The 17,564-nt window shown below is 75.3% G+C and carries 19 protein-coding genes and 1 riboswitch; of the genes, 7 read left to right on the forward strand and 12 right to left on the reverse strand.

The features are described 5' to 3' along the window. Nucleotides 1–21: 21 nt before the first annotated feature. Together QRT04_RS02755 and QRT04_RS02760 are read left to right on the forward strand one after the other, a co-directional pair. Complete coding sequence (locus QRT04_RS02755) at nt 22–1,065, forward strand: iron-containing redox enzyme family protein (RefSeq protein ID WP_407653601.1); 1,044 nt, start codon at nt 22–24, stop codon at nt 1,063–1,065. Then, nucleotides 1,062–1,310 carry a CDGSH iron-sulfur domain-containing protein gene (locus QRT04_RS02760; RefSeq protein WP_289453357.1) on the forward strand — a complete coding sequence of 83 codons (249 nt, stop codon included), beginning with the start codon at nt 1,062–1,064 and terminating at the stop codon, nt 1,308–1,310. The genes QRT04_RS02755 and QRT04_RS02760 overlap by 4 nt, the downstream gene beginning before the upstream one ends. Before the next feature lie 73 nt (nt 1,311–1,383). Here QRT04_RS02760 and QRT04_RS02765 read toward each other — a convergent pair whose 3' ends face one another. The 9 genes from QRT04_RS02765 to QRT04_RS02805 form a co-directional block, all read right to left on the reverse strand. Beyond that, nucleotides 1,384–3,153, reverse strand: coding sequence for a thiamine pyrophosphate-dependent enzyme (locus QRT04_RS02765; RefSeq protein WP_289453358.1), 1,770 nt, complete (start codon nt 3,151–3,153; stop codon nt 1,384–1,386). A gap of 135 nt (nt 3,154–3,288) precedes the next feature. After that, on the reverse strand, nt 3,289–4,917 hold the full coding sequence (locus tag QRT04_RS02770; protein WP_289453359.1) for a hypothetical protein: 1,629 nt from the start codon (nt 4,915–4,917) through the stop codon (nt 3,289–3,291). 76 nt (nt 4,918–4,993) lie between these two features. After that, the gene (locus QRT04_RS02775) at nt 4,994–5,734 is read right to left on the reverse strand and encodes a phosphatase PAP2 family protein (protein WP_289453360.1); all 741 of its coding nucleotides are present in this window, start codon (nt 5,732–5,734) and stop codon (nt 4,994–4,996) included. A 58-nt stretch (nt 5,735–5,792) separates the two neighbouring features. Continuing rightward, complete coding sequence (locus QRT04_RS02780) at nt 5,793–7,133, reverse strand: sensor histidine kinase (RefSeq protein WP_289453361.1); 1,341 nt, start codon at nt 7,131–7,133, stop codon at nt 5,793–5,795. Then, nucleotides 7,130–7,789: a response regulator transcription factor gene (locus QRT04_RS02785; protein ID WP_289453362.1), complete on the reverse strand. Its 660-nt coding sequence runs from the start codon at nt 7,787–7,789 to the stop codon at nt 7,130–7,132. Before QRT04_RS02785 ends, QRT04_RS02780 begins: the two co-directional genes overlap by 4 nt. Nucleotides 7,790–7,919: 130 nt before the next feature. Further along, complete coding sequence (locus tag QRT04_RS02790) at nt 7,920–8,198, reverse strand: CBU_0592 family membrane protein (RefSeq protein ID WP_289453363.1); 279 nt, start codon at nt 8,196–8,198, stop codon at nt 7,920–7,922. A 13-nt stretch (nt 8,199–8,211) separates the two neighbouring features. Beyond that, a riboswitch (guanidine-III (ykkC-III) riboswitch) is annotated at nt 8,212–8,279 on the reverse strand. Nucleotides 8,280–8,305: 26 nt separating this feature from the next. After that, nucleotides 8,306–9,145, reverse strand: a complete 840-nt coding sequence (locus QRT04_RS02795; protein WP_289453364.1) for a class I SAM-dependent methyltransferase — start codon at nt 9,143–9,145, stop codon at nt 8,306–8,308. A 63-nt stretch (nt 9,146–9,208) separates the two neighbouring features. Then, the gene (locus QRT04_RS02800) at nt 9,209–9,685 is read right to left on the reverse strand and encodes a nitroreductase/quinone reductase family protein (RefSeq protein ID WP_289453365.1); all 477 of its coding nucleotides are present in this window, start codon (nt 9,683–9,685) and stop codon (nt 9,209–9,211) included. Next, nucleotides 9,682–10,335, reverse strand: coding sequence for a hypothetical protein (locus tag QRT04_RS02805; RefSeq protein WP_289453366.1), 654 nt, complete (start codon nt 10,333–10,335; stop codon nt 9,682–9,684). Before QRT04_RS02805 ends, QRT04_RS02800 begins: the two co-directional genes overlap by 4 nt. Before the next feature lie 84 nt (nt 10,336–10,419). On the opposite strand from QRT04_RS02805, the gene QRT04_RS02810 reads away from it, so the two are divergent. After that, entirely contained in the window at nt 10,420–10,875 is a 456-nt protein-coding gene (locus QRT04_RS02810) for a MarR family winged helix-turn-helix transcriptional regulator (RefSeq protein WP_289453367.1), read from the forward strand. 83 nt (nt 10,876–10,958) lie between these two features. Here the strand turns inward: QRT04_RS02810 and QRT04_RS02815 are convergent, their stop codons facing one another. Both QRT04_RS02815 and QRT04_RS02820 read right to left on the reverse strand, forming a co-directional pair. Continuing rightward, entirely contained in the window at nt 10,959–11,660 is a 702-nt protein-coding gene (locus QRT04_RS02815; protein ID WP_289453368.1) for a hypothetical protein, read from the reverse strand. A gap of 731 nt (nt 11,661–12,391) precedes the next feature. Beyond that, entirely contained in the window at nt 12,392–13,084 is a 693-nt protein-coding gene (locus QRT04_RS02820; protein WP_289453369.1) for a TOPRIM nucleotidyl transferase/hydrolase domain-containing protein, read from the reverse strand. Between the two features lie 151 nt (nt 13,085–13,235). Between QRT04_RS02820 and QRT04_RS02825 the strand changes: the two genes are divergently transcribed. The 3 genes from QRT04_RS02825 (at nt 13,236) to QRT04_RS02835 (ending at nt 15,516) form a co-directional block, all read left to right on the forward strand. Further along, nucleotides 13,236–13,577 (forward strand): DUF2200 domain-containing protein, encoded by a 342-nt coding sequence (locus QRT04_RS02825; RefSeq protein WP_289453370.1) that lies wholly within the window; start codon nt 13,236–13,238, stop codon nt 13,575–13,577. Between the two features lie 46 nt (nt 13,578–13,623). Next, nucleotides 13,624–13,845 carry a DUF4190 domain-containing protein gene (locus QRT04_RS02830; protein ID WP_289453371.1) on the forward strand — a complete coding sequence of 74 codons (222 nt, stop codon included), beginning with the start codon at nt 13,624–13,626 and terminating at the stop codon, nt 13,843–13,845. A gap of 123 nt (nt 13,846–13,968) precedes the next feature. Then, nucleotides 13,969–15,516: a hypothetical protein gene (locus QRT04_RS02835; RefSeq protein WP_289453372.1), complete on the forward strand. Its 1,548-nt coding sequence runs from the start codon at nt 13,969–13,971 to the stop codon at nt 15,514–15,516. Nucleotides 15,517–15,561: 45 nt separating this feature from the next. Here QRT04_RS02835 and QRT04_RS02840 read toward each other — a convergent pair whose 3' ends face one another. Beyond that, nucleotides 15,562–16,989 (reverse strand): glycoside hydrolase family 18 protein, encoded by a 1,428-nt coding sequence (locus tag QRT04_RS02840; RefSeq protein ID WP_289453373.1) that lies wholly within the window; start codon nt 16,987–16,989, stop codon nt 15,562–15,564. 322 nt (nt 16,990–17,311) lie between these two features. On the opposite strand from QRT04_RS02840, the gene QRT04_RS02845 reads away from it, so the two are divergent. Further along, the gene (locus QRT04_RS02845) at nt 17,312–17,533 is read left to right on the forward strand and encodes a hypothetical protein (protein WP_289453374.1); all 222 of its coding nucleotides are present in this window, start codon (nt 17,312–17,314) and stop codon (nt 17,531–17,533) included. Nucleotides 17,534–17,564: the final 31 nt, after the last annotated feature.

Consider the following 17,564-nt stretch of genomic DNA (forward strand, 5'->3'; position numbering starts at 1 on the left):
CCGGCAGGGCTGCGAACCGGCATGGCCCGTCCGCAGCCGCGCGGGCCGCTCGGCGCGCTCGTGTGGGGCGCGCTCGACCGGCGGCCCGACGAGGTCGACGAGGAGGTGCGCGCCGCCCTGGTGACGGCGGCGCGCACCGCCGTCGCGTCCGGCGACCTGCTCGCGGACGACGACGTCCAGCTCACCCTCTTCGTGCTCTACGAGCTGCACTACCGCGGCGTCGCGGGCGTCGACGACGCGTGGGAGTGGGACGCGGACCTGCTGCGTGCGCGCGGCGTGCTCGAAGCCGCGTTCGAGGAGGCGCTGCGCGATCGGGTCGAGGTGCCGGCGGATGTCGCGGCCGACGGGCGGTCCGTGGCGGACGCGCTGTTCGCCCTGACGGCGCCCGGCCCGGGCCCGAGCGTGGCGCGCTACGTCGGACGGCGCGCCGACGACGACCAGCTCCACGAGTTCCTCGTGCACCGGTCCGTGTACCAGCTCAAGGAGGCCGACCCGCACACGTGGGCGATCCCGCGCCTGGCGGGCCACGCCAAGGCGGCCCTCGTCGAGATCCAGGCGGACGAGTACGGCGGCGGCACGCCGGGCCGGATGCACAGCGAGCTGTTCGCGCGGACCATGCACGGCGCGGGGCTCGACGCGACGTTCGGCGCGTACGTCGACCGCGTGCCCGCCGTGACGCTCGCGGGCGTGAACGCGATGTCGCTGTTCGGTCTGCACCGCCGCCTGCGCGGCGCGATCGCGGGGCACCTGGCGGCCTTCGAGATGACGAGCTCGCTGCCCAACCGGCTGTACGGCGACGGCTTCCGCCGGCACGGCTACGGGACGGCGACCACGGAGTACTTCGACGAGCACGTCGAGGCGGACGCGGTGCACGAGCAGATCGCGGCCCGCGACCTCGCCGGGGGGCTCGCCGAGCACGAGCCGGAGCTGCTGCCCGACATCCTGTTCGGTGCCGCGGCGTGCCTGTACCTCGACGACCTCGTGGGCGAGCACGTTCTCGGCGCGTGGGAGCGCGGGGAGTCCTCGCTGCGACCCGCCGCGGCGGCGGCGAGGCGCGCCGGATGACGGCCGCCGACGGGGCGCGCGCGTCCGTGCGGGAGGACCCGGCGGTCCCGACCGTGCCTCGCATCGTCGCGTGCCCGGACGGGCCGATCGTGGTGCGCGGCGACGTCGAGATCGTCGACGACCGAGGCCGTCCGGTGCCGCGCCGGCGCCGGACGGTCGCGCTCTGCCGGTGCGGCGGTACGACGATCCCGCCCTACTGCGACGGCACGCACAAGGCGAACGGGTTCAGCACGGCAGGCTGCTGAGGGGGCCGTCGCGGCCCGCGGTCACTCGCCCCGCTCGAGCGTCCCGACGCGGCGCGGCGCTCGCCCCCGGCCGTCACCGCTTGCCGAGCTTGCTGATCTTGTCCTTGAACAGCGTCGTGGCGATCGCGGCCTTGTGCGGCTGGCCCTTGAGGAACGCGGTCGCGAACTTCTTGGCCTGCTCGTACGAGACCTTGCCGGGCATCGGGGGCTCGTTCGGGTCGACCACGACGTCGACGAGTGACGGGCCGTCGAACGCGAGCGCGTCCTTGATCGCGCCACGCACGTCACCCGGCTCCGTCACGCGGACGCCCGACCCGCCGCAGGCGCGCGCCCACGCGGCGAAGTCGCCCGCGGGCTCGCCGAACCGCACCCCGTGCTCGGGGTAGCCGAGCACCATCTGCTCCCAGAGGATCTGGCCGAGCGAGTCGTTGTTGTTGACGACGACCGTGATGGGCAGCCGGTGCTGAGCCGCCGTGAGGAACTCCGCCATGAGCATCGCGAAGCCGCCGTCGCCGAGGTACGCGATCACCTGGCGGCCGGGGTACGCGAGCGCGAGCGCGTTGGCGTAGGGCAGGCCGGGCGCCATCGTCGCGAGGGTGCCGGAGAGGAAGAACCGGCGGTCGCCGCGGATCGTCCAGTGGCGGGCGGCCCACGTGGCGATCGTGCCCGAGTCGCACGTGAGGATCGCGTCGTCGGACGCGAGGTCGTCGAGCACGCCCACCGCGAGCTGTGGCGCGATCGGGCGGCGCGTCTCGTCCTCGAGCGCATCCATCTCCGCGCGCCACGTAGCCATCGCCGCCTGGTACTTCTCGAGGTGGCCGCGGTCGGTGCGCCGGTCGAGCAGCGGCAGGAGGGCCGCGAGGCCTTCCGCGGCGTCGCCGATCATCGGTACGTCCGTCGGCAGCCGCACCCCGGCGCGGACCGGGTCCGCCTCGAGCTGGACGACCTTGACCGTTCCGGGTGCGGGCAGGTGCTTCGTGTACGGGAAGTTGGTGCCGACCATCAGGAGCGTGTCGCAGTCCTCGACGAGATCCTCCCCCGGGCGCGTGCCGAGCAGTCCGATCCCACCGACCGCGAACGGCGAGTCGTCGGGGATCACGGCCTTGCCGGGCAGCGTCTTGATGACCGGCGCGCCGAGCGCGTCGGCGACGGCGAGCACCTCGTCGCGCGCACGCAACGCGCCCTGGCCGGCGAGGATCGCGGGCCGCTCCGCCGCGTTGAGCACCGCGGCCGCGGCGCGCAGGTCCTCGTCGCGCGGGCGGCCCGGTGCGGGCAGGAACGTCGGCGACGTGGCCGGCGGCCGCGCGGGCGCCACGTGCTCGTACGGGTCCGCCTCGGCGTCCGCGACCTGCACGTCGTTCGGGATCGTCAGGTGGGCGACGCCGCGTCGCGCCAGCGCGGTGCGGATCGCGATGTCGACCACGCCGGGGAGCTGCACCGGGTTGCTGACCACGAGGTTGTACTCGGTGACGTCCTCGAAGAGGTGGTCGAGCGCGACCTCCTGCTGGTAGCCCGTGCCGAGCACGCTCGTCTCCTGCAGGCCCGTGATCGCGAGCACCGGCGCGTGGTCGAGCTTCGCGTCGTACAGTCCGTTGAGCAGGTGGATGCCGCCGGGGCCGCTCGTCGCGAGGCAGACCCCGATCCGACCGGTCGCCTTCCCGTGGGCCGTCGCCATGAAGGCGGCCGCCTCCTCGTGGTGGACGAGCACGAACCGGACCTTGTCGGAGGCCCGGCGCAGACCTTCCATGATCCCGTTGATCCCGTCACCCGGGAGCCCGAAGACGGTGTCCACGCCCCACTCGGCAAGCCGGTCGACGAGCACTTCCGCGGCGATCCTTCCCATCGTCCGACGCTAGGTCCGGCCCGCGGGAGCTGCACCTGCTGCCCCGGTGGCGGCGCCGGCGCCGCGGGGTGAGCCTGGAGGATCAACCACACGCGGACGCCCGTCCGGGGCGCGCGGGGCGACGTGGTTGGTCCGTCAGGTCGCGCAACCCGGCTCCTCGTCCCGCACGCGGAACAGCGTCGCGAGCTCTGTCGACGCGACGACCACCTGGGGGTGGGTCGCCGTCACGGTGAGCCACCCGTCGGACGTCGCGCCGACGCACGCGTCGCCCTCGACCACCGTCCAGAGCCGGCTCGCGTGGATCCGCACCTCGGTGACGCCCGGCCGCGTCACCCGGAGCACGAACTCCTGGGTGCCGAGCGAGGTCACCGTCCCCGCGCCCGTCGCGAGCGGGCGGCTCCCCGAGACGCTCCACACGCGCCAGTGCGCGTCGTGCCAGACAGGCCGCAGGTACGGGGGCGGGTGGCGCAGCAGGGCCGCCTCCGCCTGGCCGCCCGCGTCGAGCGGCACGTCGGGCAGCGCCACGAGCGTCACCGCGTCGTCCTGCAGCCACCCGCGGTACGCGGCCGCGCTGAGCGGCTCGTAGAGCACGGCGTTCTGGGCGAGGTCCGTCTGCCGTTCCCACCCGCGCGCGAGCGGGTAGTGCGGCGCGACGTACGACGCCTCCCAGTGGTCGCGCGTGAACGGGATCTCGACGCGTCCGACGTCCGGCCGGGTCGCGAGGAAGCCGAGGAGCCCTCGGTAGTACGCGGCGTCGCGCGACGGCTGGCGCGACCCGCCGAACACCGAGCCGCCCGCGGGCTGCGCCGTCCAGAACAGCGCGAGCCCGAGCACGAGCGCGGTCGCGGTGACCCGACGCGCCGACCCGCGTGTGGCGAGGTACACGCCGCCGGGGACCGCGAGGAGCTGGCCGAGCCGCGCGATGTTGCCGCCGACCGGGTTCGGCACCGCCCAGCAGGCCACGGCCGCGACGGCGTAGAGCGGCACGAAGCGGGTCGCGAAGGCACGAACGGCGGGGGGTGCCGAGGGCCTCAGCAGCCAGACCACGGCGCAGAACACGAGCGTGCCGACGAGCGCGCTCCAGGGGCACGGCATCCGGCCGCCGGCACCGCCGACGGCGAGCGCCACGACGATCCCGCCCCCAGCAGTGGCGAGCGCAGCGACGCGGCGGCCCGGGAGGACGGCGATGAGTCCGCTGGCGACGAGCAGGAGGAGCGCGCCGGGCAGCGGGCTCGCCAACGAGCACGCCAGGGCCAGCCCCGCGGCGAGGCTCCAGCCGCGAGCGCCGGGCACGCGCAGGACGGCGACGACGGCCCAGGCGCCCAGGGCGACGCCCAGCAGGAACGGGAGCTGGCCGACGACGAGCACCACCGTGAGCGTCACCACGACCGCGCCCGTGTACAGCCGGCGCCGGGCGACCCCGGTTCCCACCGGCAGCAGCCGGTGGGCGCCGCACGCGGCGACGACGCTCGCCGCGACGCCGGTACCGCCCGCGCCGAGCTGGTGGGCGACGAGCGGGTACAGCACGGAGTAGCCCGGGAGCGGGTGACCCGCGTACCAGCTGTCGTTCCACAGCAGGAACGCGCTCGACCGCGCGAGCCACGCGCGGAACTGCTGCGCGGGCCAGTCGGGGCCCCAGCGCGCGAACTGGACCACGAGCACCGAGACGCCGGCCATCGCGGCTGCGGCCGCGAGGAGCTCCCGGCGGGCGCCGGGCGCCGCGCCCGGCCCGCCGGCGGCTGCGCCTGAGCCCGCCTGCGCCACTGATCCATCCTCGCTTGCGGCGCCGACGGCTGCCGCCCGTCGACGCGGCTAGGCCGCGCGCGTCACAGGCCCGGCGTCACGCGCGCGGCGTCACCCGCGCACGCCGGGTGATCTGACGGGGCGCGGGCGTGACCGGGTCGCCGTGCTGCGCCGGCTCGAGCGGCGTCGGCTCGCGCTGCGGCGCGAGGCCCGGTGGCACCATCCGGTCCAGGAGCGCCGCCGCGACCGGCGTCGCGACCAGCGCGACCGCGACCCCGAGCGAGGCGGCGGCGAGCGTGTCGCTGAGCCAGTGGACGTGCAGGTACGTGCGGCTGACGATCATCAGCACCGGCCACACGACCGCGAGCGCGACGGTCCAGCGGCGCCGCACGAGCAGCGCGAGCACGAGCGTGAGCGTCGCGGCGTTCGTGACGTGCCCCGACGGGAACGACGTCAGGTCGGTGGGCGCGAGCGCGGCCGGCGGCCGGGGTCGGGCGACCACGTGCTTGACGACCTGCACCACCACGGCGGAGCCGAGCACCACCACGACGAACACGGTCGCGGCGCGCCACGACCGGACGCGCCACAGCACCAGTCCGACCAGGAGCGGGACGACGATGCCGCCGAGCACGTCGCCGCCGACCGCGCTCACGAGCTGCTGGAACGAGGTCATCGCCGGGCTCGTCAGCGACGCGACCGTCGTCGCCCACCGGGTGTCCATGGCCAGCGGCTGGAGGTCGGCCGCGAGCACGGCGACCAGCAGGACGACGAAGGGCACGAGGCAGGCGGCGGCGAGCGCGATGGTGGCGGGCAGGGACCGGAGGGCAGAGGGGCGCACGCGCGCACGCTAGGGGCGCGCACCTGCCGCCGACCTGACCGGCCGCGGCGCCGGGCGCTCAGTCCCGCGGCGGTCGCGCAGCCTTCGGCAGCGTCAGCACGAACCGGGTCGGCGACCCCTCGGCGAGCTGCACGTCGCCGCCGCTCCCCCGCGCGACCCGCCGCGCGAGCGGAAGGCCGAGCCCGGCGCCCGGGCTCTCGACGGAGCGCCGCCCGGGCACGAACACGTCCTCGCGGCGGCCCGGGTCGACGCCGGGCCCGTCGTCACGGACCTCGATCTCGACGACCGCCCCGCCGTCCCGCGCCGCCACGGTCACCGCCGTGCGCGCGTACCGCAGCGCGTTCGCGACGAGGGGCGACAGCGCGCGGGCCGCGACGTCGACGGGCGTCGCGACGTACAGCCGCCCCGCCGGCGCGACCACCAGGTCGACGTCGAGGCGCCCGGTCGACGCGACGCTCGCTGCGGCGGCGAGCACCTCGTCGACCGGCACGGGCGTCTCGGCCGACGACGCGCCGCGCGCCGCGCTGAGCAGCGCGTCGATCACCGACGCCAGGTGGTCGGTCGCCGCGACGATCCGCTCCAGACGGTCCGCCTCGTCGGCCGGGAGCGCCGGCGATCGCAGCGCGAGCTCGGCCTCGGCGCGGACGACGGTCAGCGGCGTGCGGAGCTCGTGCGCGAGCTCGGAGGTGAGCCGCTGCTCGGCGACGAGCGCCCGCGCCACGCGTCCGAGCAGCGCGTCGAGCACCGCCCCGAGCTCGGTGATCTCGTCGTGCGGCGGGCCGAGGTCGAATCGCCGGTCGAGGTCCTGCTCGCTCCAGGCGGCCGCGCTGCGGGCCATCGACGTGACGGGCCGCAGCGCGCGCGTCACCGTCCAGGCCGACATCGCCGTGACCGAGCCGACCACGAGCACGCCGAGCGCACCGGCGACGAGCAGGGCGGTGTCCCGCGTGCTCTCGTACGGTCGCAGCGACGACCCGACGACCACCGCACCCGCGCCGCGCGGGAGGGGCTCCGCGTAGAGCAGCCACCCGTCGGGCTCGGCCGTCGCCGGCGCCGTGACGGTGGCGAGTCGCGCGGCGGCGTGGTCGAGGTCCGAGCCGGCCGGCCCGTGGACCTGGGCGCCGGACGCGTCGAAGATCCACGCGACCTCGTCGCTCGCGGCGAGCCCCTGCGGCTCCCCGAGGCTGCCGTCCGGCGCGACGCTCGCCGCCGCGACGGCCTGTGCGCGGTCCTCGAGCAGCCCGCGCACGTTCGCGTCGTTCGCGCGGTCGAGGACGAGCGCCGTGATCGCGACGAGCGCCGCCATCCCGACCGCGGTGAGCACCGCGGCCGTCGTCACGATCCGCGCGCGCAGGCCCCACGCGCGCGGCGACCCAGGCGACCACGACCGTCCGCTCATCGCAGCACGTACCCCACCCCGCGGACCGTCTCGATCCGCCGAGGCGAGTCGACGGCCTCCAGCTTGGTGCGCAGCCGACGCACGAACGAGTCGATCGTGTTCTCCTGCACCATCGCGCCCATCGGCCAGCCCGCCGCGACGAGCTCGCGCCGGCGCACGACCGTGCCCGGCCGCGCGGTGAGCGCCGCGAGCATCCGGAACTCGGTCGGCGTCAGGGCGGCGGCGAGGTCGCCGTGGCGCACGGAGAACGTCGCCGGGTCGAGCACGAGGCCTACGGGCGCGGGCGGTGCCGGACGGCGCTGCGCCAGAGCCGCGACGCGCACCACGAGCTCGGGCACGGCGAACGGCTTCGTCAGGTAGTCGTCACCGCCGGCGCTGAAGCCCGACACGAGGTCGGTGAGCGTGTCCTTCGCCGTGAGGAACAGCACGGGCGCGTGCTGCCCGGCCGCCCGCAGCGCGGTGCACACGTCACGGCCGTCGGCGTCGGGCAGACCGATGTCGAGGACGACGACGTCGAGCGGCTGCTCCGGGCCGAACAGGCGCATCGCCTCGGCGCCCGTGTGCGCGACGCGCACGTCGTGGCCCTCGCCGCGCAGGATCTCGGTGACGACGCGTCGGACGCTCGGGTCGTCCTCGCAGACGGCGACCACGGCCATGCGCGCCGCCTCCTTCCGCCGTCCGGACGGCGTCGAGGCCGACGATCGGCCGCCGCCCGAGCCGGACCCCCACAGCCGGGCACCTGGACACCTGGACCTGAACGTACCGAGCCCGCCTGGGCGTGGAGCCCTATCCGGCCGCGGAACCCGCGTCGCGGGCGTCGGTCGTCCGGCGCCGGGCGACCAGCACGCCCACGAGCCCCACGAGCGACACCGCGGCCCACACGCCCTCGAGCAGCAGGAAGCCCCACTGGTGCCCGAGCAGCGCGTCGACCGCGAGCACGGCGGAACCGACGAGGTTGAGCACGAGGTACGGCAGCGACCTCGGGTCGAGGCGGCCGGTCTGCGCCGCGGCGAACCCCGCCAGCACGAGCAGCGAACCGACGACCTGGACGAGCTGGCCGGTCATGACGACTCCTTGAGGAGCGTCGTCTTGTCGGTCCGGGTACGGCGCACATCTCGTCCGGCGGTCCCGCGAGCGCGGGTCGCCCTCCAGGGTCGCACACCGCCGCCGGCTCAGGCCGTGGCGGTCGTCACCCACACGGCGGCGGGGTGCGTGAGCGTCGGCGCGTCGCCCTGCCACCGGCGCAGCTCGTCGCGCACCTCGTCGACGACGAGCGCCCAGCCGGGCGCCCCGACGCGCGCCTCGAGGTCGCGCCGGGCGCGGATCCCCGCGGTGGTGCCGAAGATCACTGCGAGCCGGGCGTCGACGCCGTCCGGGCCGTAGTCGCACGTGAAGTCCAGCGGTGCGAGCTCGACGTCGGACCAGCCCGCGGCCGTCAGCAACGCGACGACGCGTCCCGGGTCCTCGAACGCCATCGGGCCCGACGCGCCCGGCGCGGCGGCGGCGGCGTCGGATCCCGTCGCCTCGAGCAGCACGGACGTGCCGAGCGTGAACATCGGGTTCTCGTCGGCCGGGCGCCAGCAGGCGAACGCGAGCCGCGCACCCGGGGCGCTCGCCGCGTGGATGTTGGCGAACGCCGCGACGGGGTCGTCGAAGAACATGACGCCGAAGCGCGACACGACGCGGTCGAACGGCGCCGCACCGAACGCCCGGAGGTCGGCGGTCTGCGCGTCGTCGACCACGACGTCGGCCGACGGCACGCGGCGCGCCGCGGCGGCTGCCATCTCCGCCGAGATGTCGACCCCCGTCACGGCCGCGCCTGCGGCCGCGCCGGCCTCGAGCAGCGTGCCGGTGCCGCACCCCACGTCGAGCACGCTGACGCCGGGCGCGAGCCCGGCCGCGTCGAGGATCGCGGCGGTGACGGGCACGTAGAGGCCGTCGAGGAGCGCCTCGTTCGCGACCCAGTGCTCGGCCCCGGCCGTCCACGTCTGCCGCATGCCGTCGTTGACCATGGCGCGAACGTAGTGCGGCGCCCGCACCCGCCGACAGAGCAGGTGCGGACGCCGCCGGACCCGTCAGCCCGCCGCGCGCGGCGTCAGCCGGATCACGCGCGCCCCGCCGCGCCAGGCCGCCGTCACGTCCTGGCGGTCGGGCTCGCCGTCGGCGCCGCGGCGCACGGAGTTGAAGCTCGCGAACGCCGGGTTGGCCCGCGCCATGCGGGTGTACGCCGCGACGACCTCCGCCTCGTCCGTGAACACCTCGACGTCGCACCGCCGACGGCGGCCGCGCAGCCGCACCTCGAGCTCGTCACCGGTACGCAGGTTCCGGGCCCACGCGAAGGGTGTACCCACGAGCAGGCTGCCGCCGTCGGGCTCGTACGCGACGGGGATCGTGTACCGCCGGCCCGTCGAGCGGCCGACGACGTAGAGCGTCACCAGCCGGCGTCCGACGAGGCGCGACACGCCCGGCACCCGCAGCAGCCCGCGGACGACGCGGTTGGCGGCGCGCTGACCGGGCAGGGTGCGGGCGCGGCCGTGCTCGGTCGCGCTCACGAGAGCGACCCCGCGCGGAGCGTCACCGGCCGGACCGGCGGCAGTGCGCCGGGCGCGAGCTGCAGGTCCGGCACGGCGGCGAGGGTCAGCACCGCGACCCGGTCGTCGACGCGCACCACCGCGAACGCGGCACTGTCGGGCAGGCCGTCGGGCAGCGGCACGCGGTGACGGCCCGGTGCGAGGTCGGCGGCGAGCACCTGGGTGCCGGTGCTGGTCGGCTGCGGCGGCGTCAGGCTGGTCGCCCAGAACGCGTCGACCGCGACGTGCGCCGACCGGTCGAGGTCGATCACGACGGCGCCTTCCGCCGCGTCGTACGCCACCTGGCTCGACGGCGTCCCTTCGACCTCGGCCTCGACCTGCGCGGCGACGACCTCGGCGATCCCGACGAGACCGAGCAGCACGCGCGCCGCCGGGTTCCGCCGCTGGAGCTCCGCGGTGAGCAGCTCCTTCGTCGCGGGCGGGACGGCGCCGCCGAGCACGAGGACGTCGGGGGTCGGCCCGCCGCCGTCGAGGGCGCGGTCGTAGTCGTTGGTCGCGCCCGCGCTGATGCCGCGCGAGCGGAGCATCGCGACGGCGTCCTCCAGCACGCTCGGGCTGCGTCCGACGATGAGCACGGACGTCCCGCGGTCGTGGTGCGGGGTGGCGGTCATGGATCCTCCGGTGTTGGCCGTCCCAATGTTGATGGCGCCAACATATGTCGTGTTGGCCGTCCCCACAATGGGTAGGCTCGCCGCGTGCCCATCCGCGACGATCCGGCCGGCCGCACGCCCGACCGGGTGCGTGACCGCCCGACCTGGCTCCTCAACCGGGCACACGCCCGGTCGGTGGCGATGCTGCACGCCGGCTTCGAGGCCCACGGCGACGGCCTGCGCGGCTACCACTACCGGCTGCTGGCGGCCCTCGAGCAGTGGGGCCCCGCCAGCCAGGCCGACCTCGGGCGTGACACCGGCATCGACCGCAGCGACGTCACGGCCGCGCTGCTCGAGCTCGAGCGACGCAGCCTCGTCGCGCGGCGCGTCGACCCCGAGCACAAGCGCCGCAACATCGTGACGATCACGCCGGACGGGCTGACGACCCTCCGCACGCTCGACGGCGTCATCGAGCAGATCCAGCGCGACGTGCTCGCGCCCCTGGCTGCCGACGAGCAGCGTCAGCTCCTCGCGCTGCTCACGCGCCTCGTCCGCGGGTAGGCCAGCCTTCGGCCGGCCTTCCCGCCGGTGCCGGACCCTGGGGACGCGGCGAGGTCCGTGCGGACCGCCGCGCAGCGTTCGGGTCAGCTGCGCGTACGGAGCGCCAGGTACTGCCAGGCGGCGACGATCAGGAGCACGACGCCCAGGCCGGCGACGAGCGCCGAGACACCGAACGCGAGCACCGACACGTACAGCGAGCCGACGAGCAGCGAGCCGGTCTGGAGCGTCGACCGCACGGTCGACATCGCCTGGGCGTTCACCGAGCCCGTGACCGCAGGCTGGGCGTTGGCCTCGCACTTGAAGGTGCCCATGCCGGCCGGGTCGGTCCAGTCGACCGGCATCTTGCAGGTGCCGTCCTGGTTCAGCACGATCATCGGGGTCGTGCCGAAGGTGAGGTTCGCGTCGCCGCCGGTGACGACACCGGTCTGCGGGTCGGCCTTGCCGCCGGTCGCCTTCGCGCCCGCCTGGCCCATGTGGTGCTGGATCGCGTGGATCTGGGCGAGGGCGGTGAACGGACCCGCGACCGTCTTGCCCGCGAACGCGCCGTTCTCGACGCCGTTGGCACCCTCGTCGTACGGCGCGACGGTCACCTGCTGGTTCTTCAGCTGCGCCGACGTGACGCCGAACATCGTGCCGCCGACGACCAGGAACACCGCGCCGACCACGGCGACGACGACGGTGAGGACGCGGAGCGCGGACGAGCCGTTCTTGACCTTGGCCGGCTCCGCGCCGGCGGGAGCGAGCGTGTTGTCAGCAGGCGACTTGCCGACCAGAGCAGTGGACATGGTGTCTTCCCCACGGTGCGTTGTTCGTGCGGACCGGGTGGTCCGCTGGTGGCGGCTGAGTCGTCGCCCGAGACACAGACTTGCGCCCGATCTTCACGATTCGCAGGACCTTTGTCCCCCGCCGGGAACCGATGGCGACCGCGATCACCTGTGGCGTGCATTCGTCTGGGAAAAAGGTCCCAGGGTCGGCGCCTGCGGCCCCGGGTCCCAGGCCCCAGGACGCGGCACCGGCCCGCCGACGCGTCCGCCTGCTGCCGCGCGCGGGCGTGCGCTGCGGGCGGTCGGGACGCGGGCCGAGTCCGCGGACCGCGCGGTGGATGGGTGACGGACGGCGGAATGGCGACGCGAGATCGCACGTCGGGGCCGCTCTTCGTCGGGACGTCCACCAGCCGGAACGCGTCGGGACCGGTCCGACCCGTGGATTTACCGGGCGCCCCGTCCGGCCCCGGCACGTCGGCAGCGGATGGAGGCCTGCGCGGCGGTCACGACGCCCGCCGGCGGACGACATGCGGCAACCCGTGCGTCGCAGGGAGCGGCCGATGCTGGCCCGCTCGGATTCTCCGGAAAGCCGCTGTCGACCGCCCGCACGCATTCTTTCGCGAGGGGTGACGTGCGTCGAGAAACGATCTCAGAATGCACGGTACAATGCCTCCTGAAGCACCTCGGACGCGTCCGTCAGCGCTTTTCCGTGGACATCCGCCGGTGCTCGCGCGGGTACGTCGCAGGACGCTTCACGCCGGCCGGGCCGCGTCCAGGATCCGGTCGAGCGGGGCCGGCAGCCGGGCGTCCCGCGTCGCCGCCGCGACCAGCACGCGCGCGTACCGCGTCTTGCGCCGCGCGCCGCTGCCGAGGAACCGGCGCAGCTGCGCATCGACGGGACGGTCGCGCCACGCCGGCTGTCCCTGCAGCGAGCGGAACGCGGCGAGGTCGCCCTGCTCGGCGAGGCACGCCTCGACCAGCGCCGGGCCGAGCGCCCGGATCAGCTCGCCCTCGAGGTCGGGCGTGCAGACGAACAGCGCATCGACCGGCCCCTCCGAGGACGTCCCGGGCGCGGGCGTCCCGTGCGCGGGTGCCCCGGTGCGGGCACCGTCGAGCCCCCGGCGGAACACGTCCGCCTCCGGCGCGTCGCAGAGTCCGAGCACGAGCGTGCCGGGGTCCAGCGGACCGACCGCGCGCAGGAACCGGCCCGCGGCGTGCGCGCCACCGACCGGGACGACGACCACCCGCTCGGCCCGCAGGTCGCGGCCGCGGCCGAGCGCCGCCGCCTCGACCGCCGCCTGGTCGCTGATCCCCTCGACGAGCAGCACCACCGTTGCGGCGCCGATGCGCGTCGACGCCCGCGCCGTGGCGAGCACCGCGGCGCCCGGTCCGCTCTCGTACCCCGCCGCAGCGAGCTCCGCGGCCACCGCCCGCCGGTCCGACATCGTCATCACCTCGATCCGCCGGGGTCGCGGCCCGGCGGTCCGGGTCCGCGCCCCCCGCCCGACCCTGGCAGCGGGCCGACGCCCGGCCAACCGCAATGCTGCCCGGCACCCGGCGGCTCCGGGCCGCGCCGTCTGTCGCTACCGTGCGGGGATGAGCCGGATCTTCACCACGAGTGTCGCGGCGGTCTACCCCTTGTACGTCGCGAAGCTCGAGCGCAAGGGACGCACGCGCGCGGAGCTCGACGAGGCGATCGAGTGGCTCACCGGCTTCGACGACGCCGCGCTCGAGAAGCACCTCGACGCCGGCACCACGTTCGAGGGCTTCTTCGCCGACGCCCACCTCAACCCGAACGCGTCGCTCATCACCGGCGTGGTCTGCGGCGTGCGCGTCGAGCAGATCGAGGACCCGCTGATGCAGAGGATCCGCTACCTCGACAAGCTCGTGGACGAGCTGGCGAGAGGCCGCCCGATGACGAAGGTGCTGCGCGCCTGACCAGGCTCTAGGTTGGCTGCTGTCGGTCCGGACGGGGAGGGCAACCATGGAGCAGCAACCAGTCGAGCCGCTCGCGAAGTGGGCGTTCGGGACGTCGCTCGTCGTCCACTCCGGTCCCGGCACGGTGCTCGGGGTCTTGGCGCTCAAGCGGATCCGGCGCGACGGGACGCGCGGTACGGGGCTCGCGACCGCCGCGATCGTCATCGACCTCATCAACGCCGTGGTCGCCGCCGTCGTCCTGGCCCGGCGTTCGCGCTCCTCGCGCTGACGGTCGCGCGCCCGCGGCGCGCCACGGCGGTGCCGACCGGTCCGAGGGCCGGGCGCCGACGCGCCCGGGCGGGCGCGGATCCGGTCAGGTGGTCGGCAGGTCGGCCTCCCTAGCGTCGGGAGGATGGCGACGAGTGCCGCAACCCTCGAGTCGCCGCCCCGCGCACCGGCGACGCCGCTCGCGTCCCGCCCGAGCGTCCGGGCGGTCGCGCTCGCCTGCGCGGTCCTGGCCTTCGCCGCGCGGTTCGCGCGCGCGGGCGGCGCGCCCGGCCTGTGGGCGTACGGCGGCTACGACGACGGTGTCTACTTCGGCGCGGCGCTCGAGCTCGTGCACGGCCGCGTCCCGTACCGCGACTTCCTGCTGCTGCACCCGCCGGGCGTGGTGCTCGCGCTCGCACCGTTCGCCGAGCTCAGCCACGTCATGTCGGACGCGCGCGCGCTCGTGGTGGCGCGGCTCGCGTACATGGTGCTCGGCGGCGTCATCACGGCTCTCGTCGTGCTCGTCGCGGCGCCGTGGGGCCGGCGCGCCGCCGTGACGGCCGGGCTCCTGTACGCGCTGCTGCCCGTGGCGACGGCCGCCGAGTTCATGACGTACCTCGAGCCGCTCGGCACGATCGCCGTGCTCGCCGCCGCCCTGCTCGCCCGCCGCGCCGAGCGCGCTCACGCGAGCGGCTGGTGGTCGTTCGCCGTCGGCGCCGCGGTGGCCGTCGCACCGGCCACCAAGATCTGGGGCGTCGCGACCGTCGCCGTCGTGCTCGCGTGGCACGCGTGGCGGCTCGGGGTGCGCGCCGCGCTGCGGGCGCTCGCCGGCGCCGCCGCCGCCGCCGCGGTCGTCGTCGGCCCGTTCGCGGTGCTCGGCGGCCGGTCGTTCTGGCGCGACGTCGTCGCGGACCAGCTCGGGCGCACGCGCGTCCCGGTGGGCCCCGCGGCCCGCCTGGTCGGCCTGGCGGGGCTGAACCGCACGTTCCTGCCGCACGCGGCGCTGCGGGTCCTCGCGGTGCTCGTGCTCGCCGCGCTCGTGAGCTGCGCGCTCGTGGCCTGGCGTGCGCGCCGCGGCCGCGTGTGGGTGGTGCTGCTCGCCGTCGAGCTCGGCGTGCTGCTGCTCTCGCCGTCGTTCTTCCTGCGGTACACGGCCCTGGTGGCCGCGCCGCTGGTGCTGGTCGTCGCGTCGGCTGCGGCCACCATCCCGGCGGTGTCCCGTGCCGCGGTCGCGGTGGCCGCGGCCGGCGCACTCGCGTTCGCGCTCGTGCCGCCGCTCGCGCACCTGGCACGCCCGTTCCCGGCGCAGGCTGTCCGCGCGGTCCTGCCGACGTCGGGCTGCGTGCGCGCCGACGCGCCCGGCGCGCTGATCCTGCTGAACCTCATGTCCCGCGAGCTGCGCGACGGCTGCGACGTCGGCGTCGACGTCACCGGCGTCTCCTACGACCACCGCGTCGTCGAACGGCTCGGCCACCTGCCCCGGTCCCGCAACCCGGTGTACCAGCGGCAGATCGCGGGCTACCTCGGCGACGGCAGCGCCGTCGTGCTCGTCCGCGGCGGCGCCGACGGTCTGGACGCCGCGACCCTCGCGCGCCTGCACGCCGGCGGGGTGCTCGTGCTGCTTCCGGGCGACGTCCGGGTCCTCACCGACCCGGCGGACGCGTCACGCCCCCGTGGGAGCCCGAGGGCGTGACGCGTCCGGGTGGTCCGGCCGACCCGGCCCGGTCGGCCGGACCGCCTACCCGAGGATCGGCGCCAGTGCGCCGATGAGCGGGTGGCTGTCGGCGTCCTGGCTGATCTCCCAGGCCATCGCGCCGCGCAGGTGGAGCGTCTTGATGAGCGCCGTCCGCTCGCCGATCGACCGCGGGCTCGAGTACACGACGACGGTCGGCACGGTGACCGTCCCGCCGGCGAGGACGTGCTGCGCCGCCGGGTTGGACAGGTACGGCTCGCCGGCCAGCGGGTTCCAGTACGCGGTGTAGCCGGCGCCGCCCGTGGTGCCCGCGGCGTTCACCCAGCCGCCCTCGTCCACGAGCGCGTGGTAGCTCGGCTGGGGCGTCTGGTCGACGACGAGCGAGTTCGCGTCCAGGCCCGTGTTGTCGAACGGGGTGTACAGCCCGTGGTTCGCGGTGCCGGTGCGCAGGTACTGCTGCGCGTAGAACGGGACGCCGACGACGATCTTGCTCGCGGGCACGCCGTTGAGCAGGTAGTACGCGACCGTGCCGGCCGTGCTCCACGTGAGGTTCGTGGCGTTCGGGTCGCGCGGGTCGGGCGTGAACAGCGTGTTCGGCGACGCCTTCGGGCCGCTCGGCACGTTGAAGTCGTACGTCATGACGTTGTCCCAGTCGAGGTACTTCGAGAAGTCCTTGAGCTCGTAGTACTTCGTGGAGCTGTTCGCCGCCGGCAGCGCGGCCGTCAGGAGGTAGTGCTTGCGGGTCGTGGCGCCGTACGCGTCGAGCTGCTTGCGGAACTCGGCCGCGAGCAGCGTCGCGTTGTGCCGGTCGGCCGGGCCGACGTTCTCGTTGCCGCCAGCCACCTGAGTCGGGTACTCCCAGTCGAGGTCGATGCCGTCGAACAGGCCCGCCGCCGCGCCGGTCCCGCCGGCCCCCGCGGGCCAGCCGCCCCCAGGCAGGTCGCCCTTGATGAACGTGTCGATGCACGACGACACGAACGCCTGACGCAGCGCCGGCGTCGACGCGAGCGTCGAGAACCACGTCGACTTGGTCCAGCCGCCGAGCGAGATCTCGACCTTCAAGTGCGGGTTGGCGGCCTTGAGCTTGCGCAGCTGGTTGAAGTTGCCGAACAGGTGCTGGTCCGGGTCGTCGGGGTTGTCCGCGACGCCGTCGACGGTGTTGTCGCCGGTCCAGTACACCTGCTGGTAGTCGGCCCACGGGTCGAGCACGCTGCACGTCGGCGCGCCCGTGGACGGATCGCGGCCCGGCACGCCGAACGCGTACTGGATCACGTTGAGCTTCGTCACCGGGATGTCCTTGACGAAGTAGCCGCGACCGTAGACGTCCCAGTCGGCGTAGTAGGCCGAGACGACCTTGCTCGGCACGTCGGGCGAGGGCCGGGCCGACGCCTGCGCCGACGCGGGCGCGATCAGCGCGGCGGTGAGGCCGAGGGCGAGGGCGGCGGAGATGGTCGACCCGCGGGAATGGCGCATGGGGCTCCTCGACGGTGAGACAGACGACGACGAATTAGTTAGGACTCCTATCAAATAGGAGTGCCCTCAGCCTATGGGGGGCCATCCGCAGCACGTCAAGATCCGGCATGTCGGGACGAATGCGGCGCACGCGCCGACGCCGCACTGATCACCCGCACGGGTGAGTCCGGGTGGCCCCGAGCGCGTCGGGCCGCTCCCGCCACCGGCTCGCACCGCCGGAGAGTCACCCGCGCCGGGTGGTCCCGGTCCGGGCGCCGCGGACGACCCTGGCCTCCGGCCTCCAGGGGCCGACGGACGCTCGGAGGGGACGTCGGGGGTGCGCATGAGCGACGTGGGCGAGGTGTGGACCGTGCACATCACGGACGCCGACATCCGCTGCGCGCGGGATGACTGGCGGCGCGCGCTCGACGCGCTGGACGGGCCCCGCGCCGAGCTGCTCTACGCCGACCTGGGGCGCATGGTCAGCGCGCAGGCCCAGCAGGCGGCGGACCACTTCCGCCGCGCTCCGAGCGCGTGCTCACGGGCTGACGAGACGGCCTGGTGACGCGCCGTCCGAGCCCGTGACGGGCGATTCG

This window comes from Cellulomonas alba, from assembly GCF_030362835.1.
Classification (GTDB): Bacteria; Actinomycetota; Actinomycetes; order Actinomycetales; family Cellulomonadaceae; genus Cellulomonas; species Cellulomonas alba.